Annotated in this window: 18 protein-coding genes; 10 read left to right on the top strand and 8 right to left on the bottom strand. The window is 67.9% G+C overall.

The window, feature by feature from the left end; genetic code table 11:
- The first annotated feature begins 10 nt into the window (after positions 1 to 10).
- Positions 11 to 2,398 carry a lamin tail domain-containing protein gene (locus tag FB459_RS08610; protein ID WP_141928163.1) on the top strand — a complete coding sequence of 796 codons (2,388 nt, stop codon included), beginning with the start codon at positions 11 to 13 and terminating at the stop codon, positions 2,396 to 2,398.
- Positions 2,399 to 2,493: 95 nt separating this feature from the next.
- Positions 2,494 to 2,895 carry a peptide-methionine (R)-S-oxide reductase MsrB gene (gene msrB / locus FB459_RS08605; protein WP_141928162.1) on the top strand — a complete coding sequence of 134 codons (402 nt, stop codon included), beginning with the start codon at positions 2,494 to 2,496 and terminating at the stop codon, positions 2,893 to 2,895.
- Positions 2,896 to 2,981: 86 nt separating this feature from the next.
- Here msrB and hemQ read toward each other — a convergent pair whose 3' ends face one another.
- From hemQ to yczR, 3 genes are read right to left on the bottom strand one after another with little or no spacing between them, the layout of a single operon-like run.
- A complete protein-coding gene (gene hemQ, locus FB459_RS08600; protein ID WP_141928161.1) occupies positions 2,982 to 3,701 on the bottom strand; it encodes a hydrogen peroxide-dependent heme synthase in 720 nt (239 codons plus the stop codon).
- The gene (hemG, locus tag FB459_RS08595; protein ID WP_246092385.1) at positions 3,698 to 5,104 is read right to left on the bottom strand and encodes a protoporphyrinogen oxidase; all 1,407 of its coding nucleotides are present in this window, start codon (positions 5,102 to 5,104) and stop codon (positions 3,698 to 3,700) included. Before hemG ends, hemQ begins: the two co-directional genes overlap by 4 nt.
- Positions 5,105 to 5,153: 49 nt before the next feature.
- Positions 5,154 to 6,530 (bottom strand): MocR-like transcription factor YczR, encoded by a 1,377-nt coding sequence (gene yczR, locus FB459_RS08590; protein ID WP_246092540.1) that lies wholly within the window; start codon positions 6,528 to 6,530, stop codon positions 5,154 to 5,156.
- Between the two features lie 67 nt (positions 6,531 to 6,597).
- Here yczR and yczE point away from each other — a divergent pair, with 67 nt between their 5' ends.
- Positions 6,598 to 7,305, top strand: coding sequence for a membrane protein YczE (gene yczE / locus FB459_RS08585; protein WP_141928158.1), 708 nt, complete (start codon positions 6,598 to 6,600; stop codon positions 7,303 to 7,305).
- Between the two features lie 37 nt (positions 7,306 to 7,342).
- Here the strand turns inward: yczE and FB459_RS08580 are convergent, their stop codons facing one another.
- From FB459_RS08580 to FB459_RS08570, 3 genes are all read right to left on the bottom strand, one after another.
- Entirely contained in the window at positions 7,343 to 7,633 is a 291-nt protein-coding gene (locus tag FB459_RS08580; RefSeq protein ID WP_141928157.1) for a hypothetical protein, read from the bottom strand.
- A gap of 191 nt (positions 7,634 to 7,824) precedes the next feature.
- Entirely contained in the window at positions 7,825 to 8,880 is a 1,056-nt protein-coding gene (gene hemE, locus FB459_RS08575) for a uroporphyrinogen decarboxylase (protein ID WP_141929482.1), read from the bottom strand.
- A 22-nt stretch (positions 8,881 to 8,902) separates the two neighbouring features.
- Positions 8,903 to 9,745 (bottom strand): DMT family transporter, encoded by an 843-nt coding sequence (locus FB459_RS08570; protein ID WP_141928156.1) that lies wholly within the window; start codon positions 9,743 to 9,745, stop codon positions 8,903 to 8,905.
- Between the two features lie 81 nt (positions 9,746 to 9,826).
- On the opposite strand from FB459_RS08570, the gene FB459_RS08565 reads away from it, so the two are divergent.
- The 7 genes from FB459_RS08565 to FB459_RS08535 all read left to right on the top strand — a co-directional run bounded on the left by FB459_RS08565 (position 9,827) and on the right by FB459_RS08535 (position 18,456).
- Complete coding sequence (locus tag FB459_RS08565; RefSeq protein ID WP_141928155.1) at positions 9,827 to 10,408, top strand: DUF3000 domain-containing protein; 582 nt, start codon at positions 9,827 to 9,829, stop codon at positions 10,406 to 10,408.
- Complete coding sequence (locus tag FB459_RS08560; RefSeq protein ID WP_141928154.1) at positions 10,405 to 11,658, top strand: ribonuclease D; 1,254 nt, start codon at positions 10,405 to 10,407, stop codon at positions 11,656 to 11,658. The genes FB459_RS08565 and FB459_RS08560 overlap by 4 nt, the downstream gene beginning before the upstream one ends.
- 50 nt (positions 11,659 to 11,708) lie before the next feature.
- A complete protein-coding gene (locus FB459_RS08555; protein ID WP_141928153.1) occupies positions 11,709 to 12,971 on the top strand; it encodes a thiolase family protein in 1,263 nt (420 codons plus the stop codon).
- Complete coding sequence (locus FB459_RS08550; protein WP_141928152.1) at positions 12,971 to 15,076, top strand: 3-hydroxyacyl-CoA dehydrogenase NAD-binding domain-containing protein; 2,106 nt, start codon at positions 12,971 to 12,973, stop codon at positions 15,074 to 15,076. The genes FB459_RS08555 and FB459_RS08550 overlap by 1 nt, the downstream gene beginning before the upstream one ends.
- A gap of 135 nt (positions 15,077 to 15,211) precedes the next feature.
- Positions 15,212 to 16,738: a UDP-N-acetylglucosamine 1-carboxyvinyltransferase gene (locus FB459_RS08545; protein WP_141928151.1), complete on the top strand. Its 1,527-nt coding sequence runs from the start codon at positions 15,212 to 15,214 to the stop codon at positions 16,736 to 16,738.
- Positions 16,739 to 16,749: 11 nt separating this feature from the next.
- Positions 16,750 to 17,517 carry a glycerophosphodiester phosphodiesterase family protein gene (locus FB459_RS08540; RefSeq protein ID WP_141928150.1) on the top strand — a complete coding sequence of 256 codons (768 nt, stop codon included), beginning with the start codon at positions 16,750 to 16,752 and terminating at the stop codon, positions 17,515 to 17,517.
- 105 nt (positions 17,518 to 17,622) lie between these two features.
- On the top strand, positions 17,623 to 18,456 hold the full coding sequence (locus FB459_RS08535; RefSeq protein ID WP_141928149.1) for an aldo/keto reductase: 834 nt from the start codon (positions 17,623 to 17,625) through the stop codon (positions 18,454 to 18,456).
- 95 nt (positions 18,457 to 18,551) lie between these two features.
- Here the strand turns inward: FB459_RS08535 and FB459_RS08530 are convergent, their stop codons facing one another.
- Positions 18,552 to 19,526 (bottom strand): phosphotransferase, encoded by a 975-nt coding sequence (locus FB459_RS08530; RefSeq protein WP_141928148.1) that lies wholly within the window; start codon positions 19,524 to 19,526, stop codon positions 18,552 to 18,554.
- Positions 19,527 to 19,529: 3 nt separating this feature from the next.
- A complete protein-coding gene (dxs, locus tag FB459_RS08525; RefSeq protein WP_141928147.1) occupies positions 19,530 to 21,398 on the bottom strand; it encodes a 1-deoxy-D-xylulose-5-phosphate synthase in 1,869 nt (622 codons plus the stop codon).
- Between the last annotated feature and the right edge of the window lie 105 nt (positions 21,399 to 21,503).

The raw sequence follows: 21,503 nt of genomic DNA, 5'->3' as shown, positions 1-21,503 counted from the left end.
GAGTGCCCCGATGCCTTCTCGTTCGTTGTTCCGCCTCGCCGTGGCAGGCTCTGCCGCCACCCTCGCCGCCGCAGGCGCGGTGTCACTTGCGCCCTCTGCTCAAGCCGTCTCCTCGTCCGTCGTCATCTCGGAGGTGTACGGCGGTGGCGGCAACTCCGGCGCCGTCCACAACAGCGACTTCGTCGAGTTGTACAACCTCAGCGGTACCCCGGTCGACTTGAATGGCTGGAGCGTCCAGTATTGGTCGGCGAACGGCACCACCGCCCAGCGCACCCCGCTGAGCGGCACGGTCGCGCCGGCCACGAGCTTCCTGGTCAAGGAAGCATCCGGAGCGAACACGTCGGCCACTCCCCTGCCCACGCCGGACGTCGTCGGCACCATTCCGATGAGCGCATCGGGTGGACGGGTCGCGATCGTCGACCCGTCCGGCAAGGTCGTCGACCTGCTCGGATGGGGCAGCGCGTCGACCGCAGAGGGCAGCCCGGCTGCCGCCACCTCCAACCCGACGTCCGTCGCACGCACCTCCACGTGCACCGACACCGACAACAATTCGGTCGACTTCGCCGTGGGCTCCCCGAGTCCTCGCAATTCGGCTGCCGGACAACAGGACTGCAGCCCGACGCCGCCCGACGACGGCACTGTCGCAACGGTCGCGCAGATCCAGGGCAGTTCACACACCTCCCCCCTGGCCGGCACGAAGGTCAAGGACGTCGAGGGCGTCGTCACCGCGGTCAAGAGTTCCGGCTTCTGGATCCAGTCGCTCACTCCGGACGGCGACGACTCGACCAGCGAAGGCATCTACGTCTTCACCCGGACGGCACCGACGGTGAAGGCGGGCGACAAGGTTTCTGTTGTCGGTACCGTCGCCGAGTACCGCCCCGGCGGCTCGGGCGGCACCACCAACCTGACCACCACCGAAATCGACGGTCCGACGGTCACCGTCACGGGCACCGCTGCGCTGCCCGCGCCGGTCGTGCTCGGCGTCGACCGCGTCGCTCCGCAGCAAACGATCTTCGCCGGCGACCCCGGCAACATCGAACTGCCCGGCGTCCCGTTCGAACCCGCGCAGAACGCCATCGATTTCAACGAGTCGATGGAAGGAATGCGTCTGGCGCTGAAGGACGCTCGCGCTGTGGGACCGACGAACACGCGCTACGGCGAAACCCCGGTCGTTCCCGGCCAGAACGTCGACGCGGTCAACTCACCCCGCGGCGGCGTCGTGTACAGCTCCTATGCCCACCCCAACGCCATGCGGCTGATCCTCAACGACTCGCTCGTCAAGGGTCAGATCGGTGCGGCGAACGTCGGCGACGTGTTCAGCGGCACCACAACGGGCGTCCTGGACTACTCGTTCGCCAACTACACCCTGCTCGCGACCGACCCCGGCACGCTGACCGACAACGGCCTGCAGCGTGAGGTCACCGCGTCCCCGCGCGGCAACGAGATGGCTGTCGCGACGTTCAACGTCGAGAACCTCGCGCCGTCCGACCCTGCGGAGAAGTACTCACGGCTGGCCGGACAGATCGTCACCAACCTCAAGTCGCCCGACATCCTGGCGCTCGAGGAGATCCAGGACAACAGCGGCTCTCGCAACGACGGCACGGTCGACTCGACCGCGACCAGCGACACGCTGATCGCCGCCATCAAGGCGGCCGGCGGACCGGCGTACGAGGCCAAGTGGGTCAATCCGAACAACCTGACCGACGGTGGCCAGCCGGGAGGCAACATCCGCCAGGTCTTCCTGTTCCGCACCGACCGAGGCGTCTGGTTCGTCGACAAGCCCGGTGCAACCGCGAACACCTCGACGGACGTCGTCGGCACCGGCCGCGGCACCTCACTGACCCAGTCTCCGGGACGCATCGACGTCGGTAACGCCGCGTGGAACAACTCGCGCAAGCCGCTGGTCGGACAGTTCAGCTACAACGACCGCAGTGTGTTCGTCATCGCCAACCACTTCGCATCCAAAGGTGGCGACGACCCACTGTTCGGCCGCTTCCAGCAGCCGGTGCGTGGTTCGGAGGCCCAGCGACACAGCCAGGCACAGGTGGTGCGTGGATTCGTCGACAAGCTGCTCGCCGCCGACCCGGACGCGAACGTCATCGTCCTCGGTGACATCAACGACTTCGAGTTCAGCCGTACCACCGACATCCTGGTGGGGTCCGGTTCGAGCGCACTGACCGATCTGCCGCGGACGCTGCCGGCGCCCGAGCGGTACACCTATGTGTTCCAGGGCAACAACCAGGTGCTCGACCACATCCTGCTCAGCCGGAACCTGGTGCGCACGATGGCCAACAAACGCTACTCCTACGACATCGTCCACACGAATGCCGAGTTCCACGACCAGGATTCCGACCACGACCCCCAGATCGTCCGTCTGCCCGTGCAGGTGACCCGCTGACCCGCAGTTGCGACACATCGGCGCAGGCCGGGCGGAATGATCCGCCCGGCCCGCGTCGTTGACGCAGAGGCAGACCGGACAAGGAGAGTGGACCGATGACGAAGGTGACCAAGTCGGAGCAGGAGTGGCGTGAGCAGCTGAGCCCGATGGAGTATGCGGTGCTGCGCGAGGGCGGCACCGAGCGCGCGTTCACGGGCGAATACACCGACACCGAGACCGAGGGCATCTACAACTGCCGGGCGTGCGGTGCGGAGTTGTTCCGCTCGACGACGAAGTTCCACAGCCACTGCGGTTGGCCGTCGTTCTACGCGCCGTCGGGCGACGACAACGTGCGCCTCATCGAAGACCGGTCGCACGGCATGGTGCGCACCGAAGTGCGTTGCGGCAGCTGCGATTCCCACCTCGGGCACGTCTTCGAGGGCGAGGGTTACGCCACCCCGACCGACCAGCGCTACTGCATCAACTCGGTGTCGCTCACCCTGCAGCCGAACGACTGAACGACCGCATCACGAACAACACCGACGAACAGCAGAGCCCCGGACGATCCCGGGGCTCTGCTGTTGGTTCGGTGTGGTGCTGGTCGTCAGCGCAGTCGCTGCGCGAAGTCGGTGATCGTGGTCTGCGGGCCGGTGAAGAACGGCACTTCCTCGCGCACGTGGCGACGCGCGTCGACCGCGCGCAGTTCGCGCATGAGGTCGACGATGCGGTGCAGTTCGTCGGCTTCGAACGCCAGCAGCCACTCGTAGTCACCGAGGGCGAACGCCGAGATGGTGTTGGCGCGCACGTCGCCGAAGTCGCGGGCGGCCTCACCGTGTTCGCGCAGCATGCGGCGCCGCTCGTCCTCGGGCAGCAAGTACCAGTCGTAGGAGCGCACGAAGGGGTAGACGCAGATGTACTTGCGCGCAGCCTCGCCGGACAGGAAGGCCGGCACGTGGCCGCGGTTGAACTCCGCGGCACGGTGCAGCCCGACGTTCGACCAGACGCCGTCGAAACTGCGACCGAACTCGGTGGCTAGGAAGCCCCGGTAGGCGTCCTGGAGTTGCTCGACGGTGTCGGCGTGCCACCAGACCAGCAGGTCGGCGTCGGCGCGCAGGCCGCCCACGTCGTAGATGCCGCGGACGGTGACACCCGACTTCTCCAGGCCGGCGAAGAACTTCTCGGCCTCCTTGACGGCCTTCTTGCCCTCCGGCTTCGGGCGCTCCGCCTTGAACACCGAGTACATCGCGTAGCGGATGCTGGCGTTGATCGCTTCCGCCTCGGCCTCGGTGGGCTGGCGGTGCACGTCGTGTTGCTGGTCGGTCATGAGCGTCCTTCGGTGGGTTCGGATGGGTTCAACTGATCCAGCACGGTACGGGCAGCGGTGCGACCCGAACCGATGCAGGCCGGGATGCCCACACCGTCGTAGGCTGCGCCGGCCACGGAAACCGCTGGAAGACTTGAGAGTTCGCGTCGCAAGCGGGCGACGAGGTCGATGTGCCCGGTGGCGTACTGCGGCAGGCCGCCGCCCCAGCGCCGCACGTGAGCGGCCACCGGAGTCGGCAAGGGACCGAGCGCCGTCCGCAGTTCGGCGAGGCCGTCGGCGGCGAGCAGCGCGTCGGGGCGACGCAGTGCCTCGGTCTCGCGGAAACGGCCCGCGGAGACCCGAACGAAGACCAGGTCGGGGCTTTCCTGCGCCAGCCAGGGCCACTTCACCGAGCTGAACGTCGAGGCCTTGATGCGGCGCCCGTCGACCGGCGGCACGAGGAAGCCCGACTGCTCCCCCAGCAACTCGCGCGCCGACGCGGGGAAGGCGTACGTGACCACGGCCATCGACGCGTACTCGATGGCGCGCAGTTCGTCGCACGCCCCGGGTGCGAGGGTCGCCAGTAGCTTCGCGGACGAGGGTGCGGGGGTGGCGAGCACGATCGCGTCGGCGTCGAAGGTGGTGCCGTCGCCGAGCACGAGCCGCCAGCGTCCGGCCTGCTCGTCGCGGTCGATGCCGGTGACCAACGTGCCGACCCGCACCTGCGCCCCCGCCGCGTGCAGCGCCTCGCTGAGCCGGGTCGGGAGCGAGCCGATTCCGCCGCGCAGTCCGGCGAAGACCGGCGGCTGGTCGGCTGCGGCGACGGCGGGTTGGCGGGAGGCCGCAGCGGCTGTGCCCCCCAGCGAGTTGCCGTGCTGCACAGCGTCGTACAGGGCAGGAACACACGCCCGCAGCGACAGATAGCGGGCGTCGCCGGCGTAGACGCCACCGAGCAACGGCTCGACGAGTCGGTCGACCACGGCCGGTCCGAAGGCCTGCTCGACGGCATCGCCGACCGAGATGTCGCCACCGGTGTCGAGCCGGACGGTCTGTTCGTCGGCCGCGCGGGCGACCTCGGCGTCGCCGAGGAGGCCGGCGAGCGTGCTCGCATCGGAGGGCACACCCATCAGCGTGCCCTTCGGCATCGCACGCAGCGCGCCGCGGCTCCAGATCGACGCACCGACCTGGGCGGGCGGGCTGGGCGTGAGGTCGAGTTCGGCGAGGAGTTGCTGCACCTCCGGGCGACGACCGAGCATCGACTCGGCGCCGACGTCGACGGGCGTGCCCGCGACGTTCTCGGTGCGGAGTTTGCCGCCGACCCGGTCGGTGGACTCGAACACTGAGACGCAGGCTCCGGAGCCGACAAGCTCCCACGCAGCACTCAGGCCCGCGATCCCGCCTCCGACGACGGCTACATCGACCACGTGACTCAGTCTCCCACGTCCGGCGAACGACTCCGACACGGGGTAGTAGCTACTCGACGCACCCGCTGTTCTCGGCCGCCGTACGCAGGGCCGGCAGCACCTTGTCGATCTCATCGGGACGCAGCGTGAACGGCGTGCGCAGGAAGGAATCGAGCCCGCGACCGTCGACCGCGAAAGCCGAACCGGGCAGCATCAGCAGGCCCTCGCGTTCGGCGGCAGCGGCGAGCGCATTGCCGCGTGGGCGCGGCAGACGCCACCAGATGCTGAGTCCGCCGGACGGCGCAAGGGCCCGCCAGCCGCACTCGATTCCGAACTGCCACAACCGATCCCGGCTCCCCCGCAGCATCACGCGCATGTCGGGGTGCAGGCCGGGCCGGGTGCGCAGCAGCTCGTCAAGGGCAAGTTGTTCGAGCACCGGCGACCCCAGGTCGAAGCTGCGCCGGGCGGCCGACAGCGCACCCACGAGCTGACGCGGCGCCCGGATCCAGCCGAGTCTCAGCCCGCCCCAGTGCGTCTTGCTGGCCGATCCGATGGTGATGACACCCGGGTGGTGCGCCGCCATCGGGCGCACCTGCGGTTCGTCGTCCAGCCAGGTCTCGACCAGCGTCTCGTCGACGATCGCGGTTGTGCCACGACGTTTCCAAATGCGAGCAAGTTCGGCTCGGCGCTCCTCGTCGGCCAGCAGGCCCGTCGGGTTCTGGAAGTCGAGCACGACCAGGCACGCGTTCACCCGCGCCAAGGCGTTGTCCATGGCCGCCGGGTCGGCCACCGGCACACCGACCGGGCGCCGCCCGACGCCTCGCATGGCCTGGACGGTGTTGGGGTATCCGGGGCTCTCGAGCAGCACCGCCGAGCGCGGGTCGGTGAGCGCGGTCAGGGCGATGCCGACCGCGGAACTCGCGCCCGTCGTCACGACGACCTGGTCGGCGCCGGTGGGCACCCCGCGGTCGGTGTAACGCTGCGCGATCGCCTCGCGCAGGTCGGGGATGCCGAGCGAGTAGTAGCCGCGGCCGGCGGTGAAGCGCAGCAGTTGCTCCAGACCCTTCTCGAAGGCCGCCTGCAGACCCGGGGTGGCCGGGGGCGCGGCCTGCACCAGATTGAGCAACCGCGGGTCGGCCGGACGGTCGTCGAGCGGTTCGGCGTCACCCTCGTCGGGCCGGCCACCGGGCAGCACGATGGTCGTGCCGGAACCCTGGCGAGCGCGGGTGTATCCGCGTTCGGCGAGCACGGCGTAGGCCTTGGTGATCGTGGTGCGCGAGACTTGGAGCGCCGGTGCGAGGTCGCGCTCGCCGGGCAGTCGGGTGCCGTGCATGACACGTCCGTCGGCGACGGCGGCGCGGATGCCGTCGGCGATCCACAGGTACGCCGGGCCGTCGCTGCGATCATCGCCGAGAATGGAGCCGAGCCGGCTCGCCGAGATGCGCATGCTCACGAAGCCACTGTCACACAAGTGGCTATGTAGAACAAGGCCACTTTCGGTCATGCTTGTCGACATGAGCACGACCGCTGCTGCGGCCCGACCCGCACCCCGCCAGTTGGCGAACCTCTCCCCCTTGGCGCAACTGCGTGCCGGACGGCTGACCGGCCGCCTGGCCCAGCTCTTCGTGGGCCTGTCGATGTACGGCCTCGCGATGGCCATGATGGTGCGCGCCGGCGTGGGCCTCGACCCGTGGGACGTCTTCCACTACGGCGTCTCGTTGCACACCGACTGGTCGCTCGGTGTCGCGGTGATCGTGGTGAGCATTCCGGTGCTGCTGCTCTGGGCGCCACTTCGTCAGTGGCCCGGCCTCGGCACCGTCGCCAACGCCCTCTGGATCGGTGTTGCCACGGATATCTCGCTGCGGCTGCTGCCCACCGCGCACGGCCTCGCCGTGCAGGTGCCGCTGTTCGCGGCGGCCCTGGTGATCAACGCTCTCGGCGGCGCGCTCTACATCGGCAGCCAACTCGGCCCCGGGCCGCGCGACGGACTGATGACCGGTCTGCACCGTCGCACCGGCATCAGCCTGCGGGTGGTGCGCACCGGCATCGAGCTCAGCGTGCTCGGCATCGGCTGGCTGCTCGGCGGCATCGTCGGCGTGGGCACGCTCGCCTACGCGCTGCTGATCGGCCCGCTCGTGCAGTTGTTCCTGCCGGCCTGCATCGTCGACCTGCCCGAGCGACACACACCGACCGAGACCGAGTTGGCCGAGCGCGGCGAATGAGGATCACCGGCGGGTCGTCGGCGGACCAAGCCTGCCGTCAATCGCCCGGTGGATACGTAACGTAGGTCTGCCCGGTGCGGCTGGTCCAGGTGTAGACGCCCTCGTCGGTCATCTCGTAGTCCCAGACGCCTCTGGTCTTCGCGTCGACGAACACTCCGGACTCATTGCGAACGGTATGCCGACGCGCCTGCTTGAGAGCGCCGGGCTCGAACTTCAGCAGCACCGCCTTCGTCGTGCCCTTGAGCCGCTGCGAACCCCATGTGTCGAAGCCGCGAGCGCTCAGCAACTGCCGTTCGATGCGCCCCGCCGCCTCGGTGGACGCGTTCACGAGTTCGGCGGCGACCGTCCTGTGCGGCCTGCGCCACCGCCAACCTCGGTCTGATTGACAACATCTGCACCCAGGGCAGCAGCTTCAAGGTGGTCGACACCACCATCACCTACGACGTCGTCGACGACGACCACGTCCAACTCACCAGCCGGCGCGCCTGACGAGCGAGGCTCACCCGCCGCTGCGTTGACTCAGCGTGCGGAGTGCTCGTGCACCAACTCGACCACCCGGGTGAGCATGTCGGGGTCCGTCGTCGGGAGCACGCCGTGGCCGAGGTTGAAGATGTGGCCACGTGCGCCCAAGCCGGCGTCGAGGATCTCGATCACCTTGTCGCGCAACGGTTCCCAGGGAGCGAACAGCAGTGCCGGGTCGAGGTTGCCCTGCAGGGCGTAGGTCGGGCCGACCCGTCGTGCAGCCTCGTCCAACGGAATGCGGAAGTCGACGCCGACGACGTCCGCGCCGGCCTCGCCCATCGCCGGGAGCAGCTCTCCGGTGCCGACGCCGAAGTGGATGCGCGGGACGTCGAGCTCACCCAACGCCGACAACACCGCCGCCGAATGCGGCTGCACGTACGTCAGGTAGTCGACGCGGCTGAGTGCACCGACCCACGAGTCGAACAACTGGATCGCGGAGGCACCGGCTTGCACCTGCACCTTCAGGAAGGTGGAGGAGATGCGGGCGAGCTTGGCGCACAACGCATTCCACGCTTCCGGGTCGCCATACATCATCGCCTTGGTGTGTTCGTGGTTCTTGGACGGACCGCCCTCGACCAGGTAGCTGGCAAGCGTGAACGGCGCACCGGCGAAGCCGATCAGCGGAGTGCCGCCGAGCTCGGCGGTCAGCATGCCGACGGACGTCGCGATGTCGTCGATCTGCGAGGGGTCGAGTTCCGGCAGTGCGTCGACATCGGCTCGCGAACGCACCGGCGACGCAACGACGGGGCCGGTACCCGGAACGATGTCGAGGTCGATCCCGGCTGCGGCGAGCGGCACGACGATGTCGCTGAAGAAGATCGCCGCGTCCACCTTGTGCCGCCGCACCGGCTGGAGCGTGATCTCGGTGACCAGTTCGGGTGTGCGGCACGACTGCAGCATCGGGACGCCCTCGCGCACCTTTCGGTACTCAGGCAGGGAGCGCCCGGCCTGGCGCATGAACCACACCGGGGTGTGGTCGACGGACTGGCCGCGAGCGGCACGGACGAGGGCGCTGTCGCGCGGGTCAGACGATGCAACGGTCACGCCGCCGATCCTCCCACGACCGCAGCGGTGCTCAGCCCACGACCAACGCGATGCCGCCGAGCGTTGCTGCCACCCCCGCGACCTGGACGGGACGTAATCGCTCGTCCAGCAGCACCCGTGCCCAGATGAGCGTGACGACCGGGTAAAGCGACCCGAGAACACTGACCACGCTCACCATTCCCTGCGCAGCGGCGAAGCTGAACAGTGCGTTGGCTGCCAGATCGCCGACTCCGACGAGCATGATTATCGGCACATCGCGGCGAGGCACCCGTGCGCCCACCGGGCCACCCGGCCAAAAGCGCCAGGCGAGCAGCAGAGCCGACACGCTCGCGATCCGCATCGCCCACAGTGCGGGGATGACGTCGACCTCGGCGGCGCGATCCATGCAGAACAGCGACAACCCGAACGCGACGGCCGCCACGAACGCGAGCAGCACCGGTGTCCGTCCGGCGCCGCCACCGAGCTCAGGACCGGATGCGAGCACCACGCCGAACACCATGAGTGCCAACCCGATTCCGACCGCCACTCCGATCCGGTCACCGGTGGCCAGCCCCGCCGCGACCGGCACGACCGCACCCATCGAGGCGATCGGCGAGACGACGCCCATGGTGCCCATCGACAGCGCGGCGTAGAAGCAGACCAGGCCGACCGCACCGGTCAGGCCGGCCAACGCCCCGTAGAGGTACCAGGGCCCGTCTGCGATCGCGACGCCCTGCGCGACCCGGATGCCGAGCACGACACACATCGTGAGCAGGCCGCCGATCTGCGCCACGGCGACGACCCGGACGGCGGCGATGCGCTTGGCGAGCAGACCGCCCGCGAAGTCCGAGGTGCCCCAGACCAGACTGGAACCGAGAGCCAGGAGAGCGACCATCCGCCCATCCTGCTGTACCCGTCCGGGCTCACGGCGTGCCGTTCCGCGATTCGTAGGCATGTTCGACATACCCTCGACGACGTGGGTTCGAAGAATGCCAGCAGCGACATCGGGTCGCACTTCTCTCGCGTCGTCCGCGAGCTCGAGACCGTGCGCCTTCGGCCCGAGGTCAGCTTGACCGAGGTTCCGGCGCCCGGGCGCATCGCGCCGTACTCCGTCGCCATGACCGCCGAGGTGGCGAACTCCCCCGACGACGACGAACTCGCCTCGGGACGCTTCGTCGTGCTGCACGACCCCAGTTGCCCCGAGCCCTGGGCAGGCGCCTGGCGCATCGTCACCTTCGCGCGCGCCGAACTGGAACCGGAACTGGCGTCCGACCCGATGCTCGGAGAGGTCGGCTGGACCTGGCTGATCGACTCCCTGGCCGAGGCCGGTGCCGAGTTCACCGCCGAGGCCGGCACCGTCACCCGCGTCCTGTCACAGGGCTTCGGTGGCCTCGCCGACAACGGCACCACGGTCGAGATGGAGATCCGCGCCTCGTGGACCCCCACCACCGAGGACCTCACGTCTCACCTGCAGGCCTGGGGTGCGATGTTGTGCACGATCGCCGGTCTGCCCCCGCTGCCCGAGGGCGTCGTGGCGCTGCCGGGGCAGCGTCGATGACCGACGAAGTCGCCGAACCCACCACCTACCCACTGCTGGCCGCCCCCGCTGACGGGGTCCCGGCGGTCGTCGACACCGAACGCGCACTGACGCAGACTGCGAAGGCGCTCGCCGGCGGTGAAGGTCCGGTCGCGATCGACGCCGAGCGGGCGTCCGGGTTCCGCTACGGAAACCGTGCCTATCTCGTCCAGATCCGCCGGGAAGGATCCGGCACTCACCTGATCGACCCGATCGCCTGCCCCGATCTCAGCCCGGTGCAGGACGCGATCGCCGACGTCGAGTGGGTCCTGCACGCTGCGACGCAGGACCTGCCGTGCCTGGCCGAGGTCGGCCTGAAGCCGAGCCGCCTGTTCGACACCGAACTCGGCTCGCGGCTGGCCGGCCTCCCGCGGGTCGGTCTTGCCGCGGTGATCGAGCACTACCTCGGCATGACACTCGCGAAGGAGCACTCGGCGGTTGACTGGTCCGAGCGGCCTTTGCCGCAGCCGTGGCTGTCGTACGCGGCACTCGACGTCGAAGTGCTGGTGCAGGTGCGTGACGCCCTGGCCGCCGACCTGCAGGAGCAGGGCAAGTGGGAGTGGGCCGAGCAGGAGTTTCACGCGCTGACCTCCTTCACCGGTCCCCCGGCGCGTCAGGATCCTTGGCGACGGACCTCCGGGATGCACAAGATCAAGAACCGTCGCGCGATCGCCCGGGTGCGCGAGCTGTGGCTCACCCGCGACACCATCGCCCAGCGCCGCGACACGTCGCCCGGGCGCGTCCTGCCCGACGCACTTCTGGTCGAGATCGCCAACACAGCCCCCAAGACTCCGGCCGAGTTGCTCGCACTGCCGAGCGCCACCAGTCGGCGTGGGCGCCCGCACACCGGCGTAGCCCGTCACCAACGCGATTGGTTGGAGGCGGTCCGCCGAGTCGGTTCGATGGCCGACGCCGACCTGCCGCCGGCGACCGTCCGCAGCGACGCTCCTCCGCCGCCGCGGGTCTGGGCCGACCGCGACCCCGTCGCAGCAGCCCGCCTGACCGAGGTGCGTGACGACCTCGCGGTCTTCGCCGAGGAGCACAACCTGCCGGTCGAGAACATCCTCACCCCCGACCACCTGCGCCGAGTGCTCTGGGATTCCGCGAATCCCCTTGATGCACAGACGATCTCGGCCGAGTTGACCCAGCTCGGAGCGCGGCCCTGGCAGATCGAGGTCGTCACCCCGATGATCGTCGACGCGGTTTCCGCCGACCTGCCTACCAGCGAGTAACCAACCGGGTTAGAGTCGTCCTGACCTATCGACTCATCCCGGGAGGCACTGTGCCCCGCACGCTTTCCGAGGTCGTCTTCGTCGACGGCGTTCGTACGCCGTTCGGCAAGGCCGGCGAGAAGGGCATCTACGCCCAGACCCGCGCTGACGACCTCGTCATCAAATGCATCCGCGACCTGCTGCGCCGTCAGCCCAACCTGCCGCCCGAGCGCGTCGAGGAGGTCGCGATCGCGGCCACGACGCAGATTGGTGACCAGGGCCTGACCCTCGGCCGCCTGGCTGCCCTGCTGGCCGGCCTGCCCAAGACCACTCCCGGCTACTCCGTCGACCGCATGTGCGCTGGTGCGATGACGGCCGTCACCAACACCGCGTCCAGCATCGCCTTCGGTGCCTACGACATCGCCATCGCCGGCGGCGTCGAGCACATGGGCCGCCACCCGATGGGTGAGGGCGTCGACCCCAACCCGCGCATCGTCGCCGAGAAGCTGGTCGACACCTCTGCCCTCGTCATGGGCGAGACCGCCGAGAACCTGCACGACCGCTACCCCAGCGTCACCAAGGAGCGCTGCGACAACTTCGCGGTCGCCAGCCAGAACAAGCTGCAGCAGGCGTACGAGGACGGCAAGATCCAGCCCGACCTGGTGCCCGTCGCGACGCGTCACGCCGACAAGGGATGGGGCCTGGCCACCGTCGACGAGCCGCCGCGCAAGGACGTCAAGCTCGAGGACCTCACGTCGCTGAAGACCCCGTTCCGTCCGCACGGAAACGTCACCGCCGGCAACGCGGCCGGCCTGAACGACGGTGCGACCGCCTGCCTGCTTGCCTCCGAGCGTGCAGCCAACGAGCTCGGCCTGCCGGTCGGCATGCGCCTGGTCACCTACTCGTTCGTGGGTGTGGAACCGGAGGTCATGGGTATCGGTCCGGTGCCGGCCACCGAGAAGGCACTCGACCACGCCGGTCTGAGCATCGACGACATCGGCCTGTTCGAGCTCAACGAGGCGTTCGCCGTGCAGGTGCTCGCCTTCCTCGAACACTTCGGCATCGCCGACGACGACAAGCGTGTCAACCCGTGGGGCGGTGCGATCGCGACCGGTCACCCGCTGGCCTCGTCCGGTGTCCGGCTGATGACGCAGCTGTCGCGTCACTTCGAGGAGCACCCCGAGGTGCGTTACGGCCTCACCGCGATGTGCATCGGAATCGGCATGGGTGGGGCGGTCATCTGGGAGAACCCGCACCACGCCGAGTACGTCAGCTCGGTCGACAGCGAGGTCTCCAAGCTCCACTCGAACAACTCCGAAGAGGGTGTTGCCTGATGGCCGAGAACCAGAACCAGCACGCGGACGAGGTCGTCACCCACGTCCGTAGCCAGGACGTCGAGTTGCCCGGTGGTGCAGGCACTTTCGTGCTCCTGACGCTCGACAACGCGTTCGACCACACCAAGCCGAACAGCTTCGGCCCGGCCGGTCTCACCGAGCTCTCGGACGCGCTGGACGAGGCCGCCCGCCGCGCGAATGCCAAGGAGATCGTCGGCCTCGGCATCACCGGCAAGCCGTTCATCTTCGCCGTCGGCGCCGACCTCAAGGGTGTCGGCACGATCACCTCCCGCGACCAGGCGCTGGAGATCGCCCGTCAGGGTCACGAGACGTTCAGCAAGATCAGCGACCTGTCGGTGCCGACCTTCGCGTTCATCAACGGCGCCTCCATGGGTGGCGGCGTCGAGATCGCGTTGTACGCCGATTACCGCACGATCTCCTCGGACGTGCCCGCGTACGCCACGCCCGAGGTCTTCCTCGGTCTCGTGCCCGGCTGGGGTGGCACCTACCTGCTGCCGAACCTCATCGGTGTCGAGAACGCACTCAAGCTGATCGTCGAGAACCCGCTCAACCAGAACCGCATGATCAAGGGCAAGGACGCCTTCGCCCTGGGTTGCGCGGACCGCCTGCTCGAGCCGGTCACCTTCCTGGAGGACTCGCTGGCGTTCGCCGAAGGCGTCATCTCGGGCGAGGAGAAGGTCGAGCGCGGGTCGGTCGACACCGACGAAACCGCTTGGGACGCAGCCGTTTCGAAGATGCGCAAGACGGCGGACCAGCGCACCGGTCGCGCTGCCATCTCGGCGTACCGCGCGCTCGACCTCGTCGCTGCCGCTCGAACGGCGTCGCGCGAGGAGGCTTTCGAGGCTGAGAACCAGGCTTTGGCCGACCTCATCATGAGCGACGAACTGCGTGCCGGCCTGTACGCGTTCGACCTGGTGCAGCGCCGCGCCAAGCGTCCTGCCGGTGCGCCGGACAAGTCGCTCGCCCGCAAGATCTCCAAGGTGGGCATCGTCGGTGCAGGACTCATGGCCAGTCAGATGGCGATGCTGTTCATCCGTCAGCTGAAGGTGCCGGTCGTGATGACCGACCTCGACCAGGAGCGGGTCGACAAGGGTGTGGAGTACGTCCACGCAGAGATCGACAAGCTCGCTGCGAAGGGACGCATCTCCCCCGACGGCGTGAACCGCTTCAAGGCGCTCGTCACCGGTTCCACCTCCAAGGACGGATTCGCCGACGCCGACTTCGTCATCGAGGCGGTGTTCGAGCAGATGTCGGTCAAGAAGAAGGTCTGGGCCGAGGTCGAGGAGATCGTCACGCCGGAGTGCGTGCTGGCCACCAACACCTCGTCGCTGTCGATCACCGAGATGGCCGAAGACCTCAAGCACCCGGAGCGGGTAGTGGGCTTCCACTTCTTCAACCCGGTGGCCGTCATGCCGCTGCTGGAGATCATCCGCGGCGAGAAGACCGACGACGCTACTTTCGCAACGGCATTCGCCGCAGGAAAGGGCCTGAAGAAGACCTGCATCCTGGTGAAGAACTCGCCGTCGTTCGTGGTCAACCGTCTGCTCGGGCGTTTCATGGGCGACGCGGGTCGCATGGTCGATGAGGGCACGCCGATCGAGACCGTCGAAAAGGCATTCGCCGGCCTCACCCCGATGCCGCCGTTCATGCTGATCTCGTTGGTCGGTCCCCCGATCGCGCTGCACAACAGCGAGACCCTCGCCAAGGCCTTCCCGGACCGCTTCCGGGCGAGCAAGAACCTGGCCAAGGTCGTGGAGGCGAAGATCCCCTCGTTCTACGGCGCCGACGGGAAGATCGACCCGAAGGTCATGGAGCTGTTCGATGCTCCGTCCGACCCGAAGGAGCTCACCGCCGAGCAGGTGCGCGAGAGCGCGCTGGCCTCGATGGCCGACGAGATCCGCCGAATGCTCGACGAAGGCGTCGTTGCCGAGGTGCAGGACATCGACCTCGCGATGATCACCGGTGCGGGTTTCCCGTTCTGGAACGGCGGCATCTCACCGCTGTTGGACCGCACCGGCACCTCCGAGAAGGTCACGGGTTCGCGGTTCCTGGCTCCGGGCGTTGCGAGCGTGCCCACGTCCTGAGCACATCTCGAGCGCGAAGGCGCGACCTGTCCACGTGACGGGTCGCGCCTTTCGTGTCGAAGGGGTGATCAGCGTTACGCTGAACAAACTGCTCTGAATCCCGTCGATATCTCATATGTGAGATACGCTCCCGGAGTGACTGAGGACTATCTGGTACGCGTCGGCCGCATCATTCGCGACGCGCGGCGCCACAAACAACTGACCCAGCACGAACTTGCAGCATCCTTGAACACCAGTCAGAGCGCCGTCGCGCGCATCGAACAAGGCAAACAGAACTTGAGTCTGGAGACGCTCGCGCGGATCGGACAGGCTCTCGACACCGAGGTGGTAACCGTGGCATCGAACACTCCCCTGAACCTTCGCATCGAAGGCGGGCGTCAGCTCTCGGGTGAGATCGACGTACGCACCAGCAAGAACGCCGCAGTCGCGTGTCTGTGTGCGGCTCTGCTGAACAAGGGGAAGACGACGCTGCGCAACCTTGCGCGCATCGAAGAGGTCAACCGCATCACCGAGGTGCTCGACTCGATCGGCGTGAAGACCCGCTGGCTGCCGAACAGCTCCGACCTGGAGATCGTCCCGGGCGACACCATCGACCTCGATTCGATGGACGAGGCAGCTGCCCGCCGCACCCGCACGATCCTGATGTTCCTCGGCCCGCTGCTGCACGAGTACGAGAAGTTCAAGCTGCCGAACGCCGGCGGCTGCGACCTCGGTGAGCGCACCGTGGAGCCGCACCTGCACGCGCTGCGCCACTTCGGCCTCGACGTCGTCGCGACGCACGGTTACTACCACGCGACCGTCGATCGCGAGGTGCGCCCCAAGCGTGCCATCGTGCTCACCGAGCGCGGCGACACCGTCACCGAGAACGCACTGTTCGCGGCCGCCCGCTATGAGGGCACCACCATCATTCGCAACGCCAGCCCGAACTACATGGTTCAGGACCTCTGTTTCTTCCTGCGCGAACTCGGTGTCGAGGTCGAGGGCGTCGGCACGACAACCTTGACCGTCACCGGCGTCAAGGAGATCAACAAGGACGTCGAGTACCACCCGTCCGAGGACCCGATCGAGGCGATGTCGCTCATCGCAGCCGCGATCGTCACCAAGTCGCAGATCACCGTCAAGCGCGTGCCGATCGAGTTCATGGAGATGGAACTGGCTCAGCTGGAGGTCATGGGCTTCCAGTACGAGATGAGCCAGGAGTACCTGTCGAAGAACGGTGAGACCCGTTTGGTCGACATCACCACGATCCCGAGCGATCTGGTGGCGCCGAAGGACAAAATCCACCCGATGCCGTTCCCCGGCCTCAATATCGACAACCTGCCGTTCTTCGCCGTCATCGCGGCGACTGCGACCGGCAGCACCACGATCCACGACTGGGTGTACGACAACCGGGCGATCTACCTGATCGACCTCAACGCGCTCGGTGCGAAGGTCAAGCTGATGGACCCGCACCGCGTGCTCATCGAGGGCCCGACCCGTTGGCGCGCGGCCGAGGTCATGTGCCCGCCGGCGCTGCGTCCGGGAGTCGTCATCCTGCTGGGCATGCTCGCCGCACCGGGCACCTCGGTGCTGCGCAACACCTACGTCATCAACCGTGGCTACGAGGAGCTCGCCGAGCGCCTCAACGACCTCGGCGCGAAGATCGAGTCCTTCCGCGACTGAGCAGCGCGCCCATGGCACGTACGGCGTATTTCGATCACCCGGCCCCGATCGCGATGGCGCATCGCGGCTTCTCGGTCGACGGCCACGAGAACACCCTCGCTGCCTTCGAGCAGGCGGTCGATCTGGGTTTCGCCTATGTCGAGACCGATGTGCACGTCACGTCGGACGGCATGCTGGTCGCCTTCCACGACGACACCCTCGACCGGGTCACCGATGCGCACGGGCTGATCCGCGAACTGCCTTGGAGCACGGTCGAGCTCGCCCGTATCGGCGATCAGCCCGTGCCCCGCCTCGACGACGTGCTGGATGCCTGGCCCGCCCTCCGTCTGAACATTGACTGCAAGCACATCAGCGCCGCTGAGACCCTTGCCGACACGATCGAGAAGCACGCGGCGCACGACCGCGTCCTTGTCGCGTCGTTCGACGATCACACGCGTCACGAGGTGCTCAAGCGACTGTCGAGACCGGTGGCGACCTCGGCCGGCAAGAGTCGGACTCGCACCGCTGTGCTGGCCGCAAAGGCCCGGTTCTCCCCGCTGGCGCGCCGAGCACTTGGCCCGGTCGACGCTCTGCAGATCCCCCATCACTATGGTCGGGTGACCGTGGTGACCAGAGCGCTGGTGCAGCGGGCGCACAGCACCGGAGTACAGGTGCATGTCTGGACGATCAACGACCCCGAGGAGATGCACGAGTTGCTCGACCTCGGCGTCGACGGCCTGATCTCCGACCGTGCCGACCTGCTGAAAACCGTTCTGCAGGAACGCGGTCAGTGGGCCTGAGCGGCCAGGTCGTTTGTCGACGCTGAGTACCGGCCGGGTACGCGCCGGCCCTTCGAGGATCTCAGCCCACCTCCCACCTCAGGACAACCAGGAAGTGATCGCGGAATGCGACGGATAACGCTACCGAGCGGGGAGTCCATCCCTGTGCTGGGCCAGGGCACCTGGGGCTGGGGTGAGGACCCCGGCCGACGCGGCGACGAGGTCGCCGCGCTGCACGCCGGCCTGGAGCTGGGCATGACACTGGTCGACACCGCCGAGATGTACGCCGACGGCGGCGCGGAGGAGGTGGTCGGCGAAGCATTGGCGGGTCGCCGCGACGAGGCGTTCGTGGTCAGCAAGGTCCGGCCGTCCCAGGCCTCCCGTTCCGGCACGATCGCGGCCTGCGAACGCAGCCTGGAACGCCTGGGCACCGATCGGATTGACCTCTACCTGTTGCACTGGCAGGGCAGGTACCCGCTGCAGGACACCGTCGCGGCCTTCCAACAGCTCGTCGCGGACGGGAAAATCCGATACTGGGGCGTCAGCAACTTCGACCACCTGGCCCTCGCCGACCTGCGAGACGTGCCGGGCAGCAGCGGGCTGGCCACGAATCAGGTGCTGTACAACCTGTCGCGGCGAGGACCGGAGTACGACCTACTGCCGTGGTGCACCGACCACCAGCTGCCGGTCATGGCGTACTCGCCGATCGAGCAGGGCCGCATCCTTCACGACGCGACGTTGAACGACGTCGCGGCCGGACACAGCGTCAGCCCCGCGGCGGCGGCCCTCGCCTGGGTGCTGCGCCGCGACTCGCTCTGCACGATCCCCAAGGCGAGCAGCCCGCAACACGTGCGCGACAACGCCACAGCACTGGAGGTGGAGCTGACCCGCGAAGACTTGGACGCTCTGGACCGTGCGTTCCCGCCGCCGAGCGGACCGCGACGACTAGAAATGCTGTGACCCTGGGGTGGCGGCCGAGGAGCGCTGGATGAACCACGCGATCGAGCGATTAGTGGCCCCTGGACGACCACTACCCAGCACGGATGCGGCTCGCCTCATCGCCGGCGTGCAGACCGTACGGCTGCGACGACTTCCTTCACCCATTGCATCGGGTGGTCCGACCACTGCCGCTTCTGGGCATCTGTCGCATTCGCCAGCGCTCGGCGCCACCCGATGATGCGACCGACCCGGGCCAGCAGCAGCGCGTCGGGAAGTACCTTCGACAATTCGGCCGACGACGCGACGTCCGACCAGCACGCCAGGTAGGCCCGCACCATGCGAGCGTCGCGCTCTGGGTCAGCGGGCAGATCGAAGTGGTACGACGGGCCACGCAGCGGAATCAGCAACGAGCACAACGGATTTCCGAGATAGGTGTCACCCCAGTCGAAAATGCGCGAGTCATGCATGCTGGCACTGGCCGCGTCGGCGACAAAGACATTGCCGGCATGCAGGTCGTCGTGCTGGACGGTGGTCGGCAGGCCGACCGCGTCGAGGCGCGCCGCGGCGTCACGTAACGCGGGTGTGGCCTCTGCGGACAGGCCCTCACTCGTCCACTCCTGCACCAGATCGCAGGGACGGAGCGTGGGCACGCCGGCCGCCGCCATCGCATCGACCGCCTTGACGGACGCTCGTTGCGCCCGAGCATATCGGCGAAGCACCGCCGAGAGGTGCCCCGTGATGTTCTGCGCGTCGGCAACGTCGCGCAGGGTCGGCCCCTGATCCGGCACGAGCAACCAACCCCGCTCGGCATCGGCGGACCACAACGTAGGGACGAGGTCAGGCGCGACGTCGGTGAGCGCGTCGAGCACCGGCACCTCGGCTCGTTGCTGCGGTGCGCATGCCTTGAACCACACGCGTCCGTGATCGGTATCGACCACGAGAAGGGTCGACCATGGGCGCAGGCGCGGTTGCCGCGGTGACGTGGGTATGCGCGTGACACCGCGGCGTTCGAGGTTGTCGTCGATCCAGGCCGTCGCATCGCGCAACCAGTCGCGCGAGGACCACAGATCAGTCGTGAAGTACTCGCCCAACGATCAGTGGGACGCGATACGGGCCAGGACGTCGGTCGTGATGACGTCAGGCGTCAGGCCGATCGACTCCAGCACCTGACCGCGCGACGCGTGATCGAGGAACCGATGCGGAATGCCGTAGGTGTGAACCGGCACGTCGACACCCGCGGATCGCAGCGCATGCGAGACGGCGACGCCGACACCGTGAGTAACCAGGTTGTCCTCGATCACGACCACGCGCCCGACCGACCGCGCTTGCTCTACGATCGCTTCGTTCACGGGGATGACCCATCGCGGGTCGATCACCAGAGTCGAATGCCCCTGTGCTTCAAGCTTTTCCGCGACGCTGATCGCGGCCGCGCACATCGAGCCGACCGCCACCACCAGTACGTGCGGCGCGGACGCGTCGTGCAGCACGTCGAGACCATTGTTCTGCCGAACAGCAGTGAGCGGTTCGGCGACGTCGCCCTTCGGGAAGCGGATGACCGTCGGGGCATCGTCGACCTCGACCGCCTCGCGCAGCTGCGCCTTGACCTGCTCCCCGTCGCGCGGTGCGGCCAGGCGCAGTCCGGGCACGATCGAGCAGATCGCCATGTCCCACATGCCGTTGTGCGACGGGCCGTCCGAGCCGGTGATGCCGGCGCGGTCGAGCACGAAGGTCACGCCCTGCTTGTGCAGCGCGCAGTCCATGAGCAACTGATCGAATGCGCGGTTGAGGAAGGTGGCGTAGATCGCCACGACCGGGTGCATGCCGCCGAACGAGAGACCGGCGGCCATCGTGGCGGCGTGCTGCTCGGCGATGCCGACGTCGAAGACCCGCTCGGGGTACTTGGCGGCGAACTGGTCCAGGCCGACCGGGATCAGCATCGCCGCGGTGATGGCGACGATGTCGTCGCGTTGGGCTCCTAGGCGGACCATCTCGTCGCTGAACTCATCGGTCCAGATGCGCCCGGACACCTCGAACGGTAGCCCGGTCTCGGGATTGAACTTGCCGATGCCGTGCCATTGATCGCCCTCGTGTTCGGCCGCCGGCGCGTAGCCGCGGCCCTTCTGGGTGATCACGTGCACCAAGCATGGGCCGCCGTAGGTCTTTGCCTTCTCCAGCGCATGTTCGACAGCCTGCTCGTCGTGGCCGTCGACCGGTCCCACGTACTTCAGACCGAGGTCTTCGAACATGCCACGCTGCGGCGAGAGGACATCCTTGATGCCCTTCTTCATGCCGTGCAACGACTGGTACATCGCGTTGCCGACGACAGGGGTCTGCTGTAGCCGCGCCTTGCCCCAGTCGAGAACCTGCTCGTACTGGCGGGTGGTGCGCAGCGTGGCGAGATGTTCGGCAAGACCGCCGATGGTCGGGGCGTAGGACCGCTCGTTGTCATTGATCACGATGACGAGCGGGAGTTCGCGGTCGACCGCGATGTTGTTGAGCGCTTCCCAGGCCATGCCGCCGGTGAGTGCACCGTCACCGATGATCGCGACGGTGTGGCGATCCTCGCCCTTGAGCTTGCGAGCCCTGGCGATGCCGTGCGCCCAGGACAGGGACGTGCTGGCGTGAGAATTCTCGACGATGTCGTGCTCGGACTCCGCGCGACAGGGGTAGCCGGAGATACCTCCCTGCTTCTTGAGGTCGGAGAAGTCGTGCCGCCCGGTGAGCAGTTTGTGGACGTACGACTGGTGACCGGTGTCGAAGACGATCGAATCGATCGGTGAATCGAACACGCGGTGCAGCGCGATCGACAACTCGACGACCCCGAGGTTCGGGCCGAGGTGTCCACCGGTGCGGGAGACCGAGTCGACCAGGAAATCGCGGATCTCCCGCGCGAGTTCGTCGATTTGCTCGACCGGGACGTTCTTGACGTCGCCCGGTGCGTGAATGCCGGAAAGCAGTCCCACGGGTGTGCACGTTCCTTCCACAGGGGTCAGTCGAGTCTAGGCGATCCAGGGCTCCAACGAACGTCGGACGGGCTGTCGTTCCGGATCAGCCCCTACGGTGGCGGC

Source organism: Yimella lutea (genome assembly GCF_006715095.1).
In the GTDB taxonomy this organism is placed as follows: domain Bacteria; phylum Actinomycetota; class Actinomycetes; order Actinomycetales; family Dermatophilaceae; genus Yimella; species Yimella lutea.
Note: the sequence above shows the minus strand (reverse complement) of the source record. Positions and strands in the feature narration are given on the sequence as shown.

Excerpts from the sequence above, each read along its gene's own strand:
- FB459_RS08610 (WP_141928163.1), top strand. The coding sequence starts at position 11 with ATGCCTTCTCGTTCGTTGTTCCGCCTCGCCGTGGCAGGCTCTGCCGCC.
- yczR (WP_246092540.1), bottom strand. The coding sequence starts at position 6,530 with ATGCGCATCTCGGCGAGCCGGCTCGGCTCCATTCTCGGCGATGATCGC.
- FB459_RS08560 (WP_141928154.1), top strand. The coding sequence starts at position 10,405 with ATGACCGACGAAGTCGCCGAACCCACCACCTACCCACTGCTGGCCGCC.
- FB459_RS08540 (WP_141928150.1), top strand. The coding sequence starts at position 16,750 with ATGGCACGTACGGCGTATTTCGATCACCCGGCCCCGATCGCGATGGCG.
- msrB (WP_141928162.1), top strand. The coding sequence starts at position 2,494 with ATGACGAAGGTGACCAAGTCGGAGCAGGAGTGGCGTGAGCAGCTGAGC.
- FB459_RS08570 (WP_141928156.1), bottom strand. The coding sequence starts at position 9,745 with ATGGTCGCTCTCCTGGCTCTCGGTTCCAGTCTGGTCTGGGGCACCTCG.
- FB459_RS08535 (WP_141928149.1), top strand. The coding sequence starts at position 17,623 with ATGCGACGGATAACGCTACCGAGCGGGGAGTCCATCCCTGTGCTGGGC.
- FB459_RS08550 (WP_141928152.1), top strand. The coding sequence starts at position 12,971 with ATGGCCGAGAACCAGAACCAGCACGCGGACGAGGTCGTCACCCACGTC.
- yczE (WP_141928158.1), top strand. The coding sequence starts at position 6,598 with ATGAGCACGACCGCTGCTGCGGCCCGACCCGCACCCCGCCAGTTGGCG.
- hemQ (WP_141928161.1), bottom strand. The coding sequence starts at position 3,701 with ATGACCGACCAGCAACACGACGTGCACCGCCAGCCCACCGAGGCCGAG.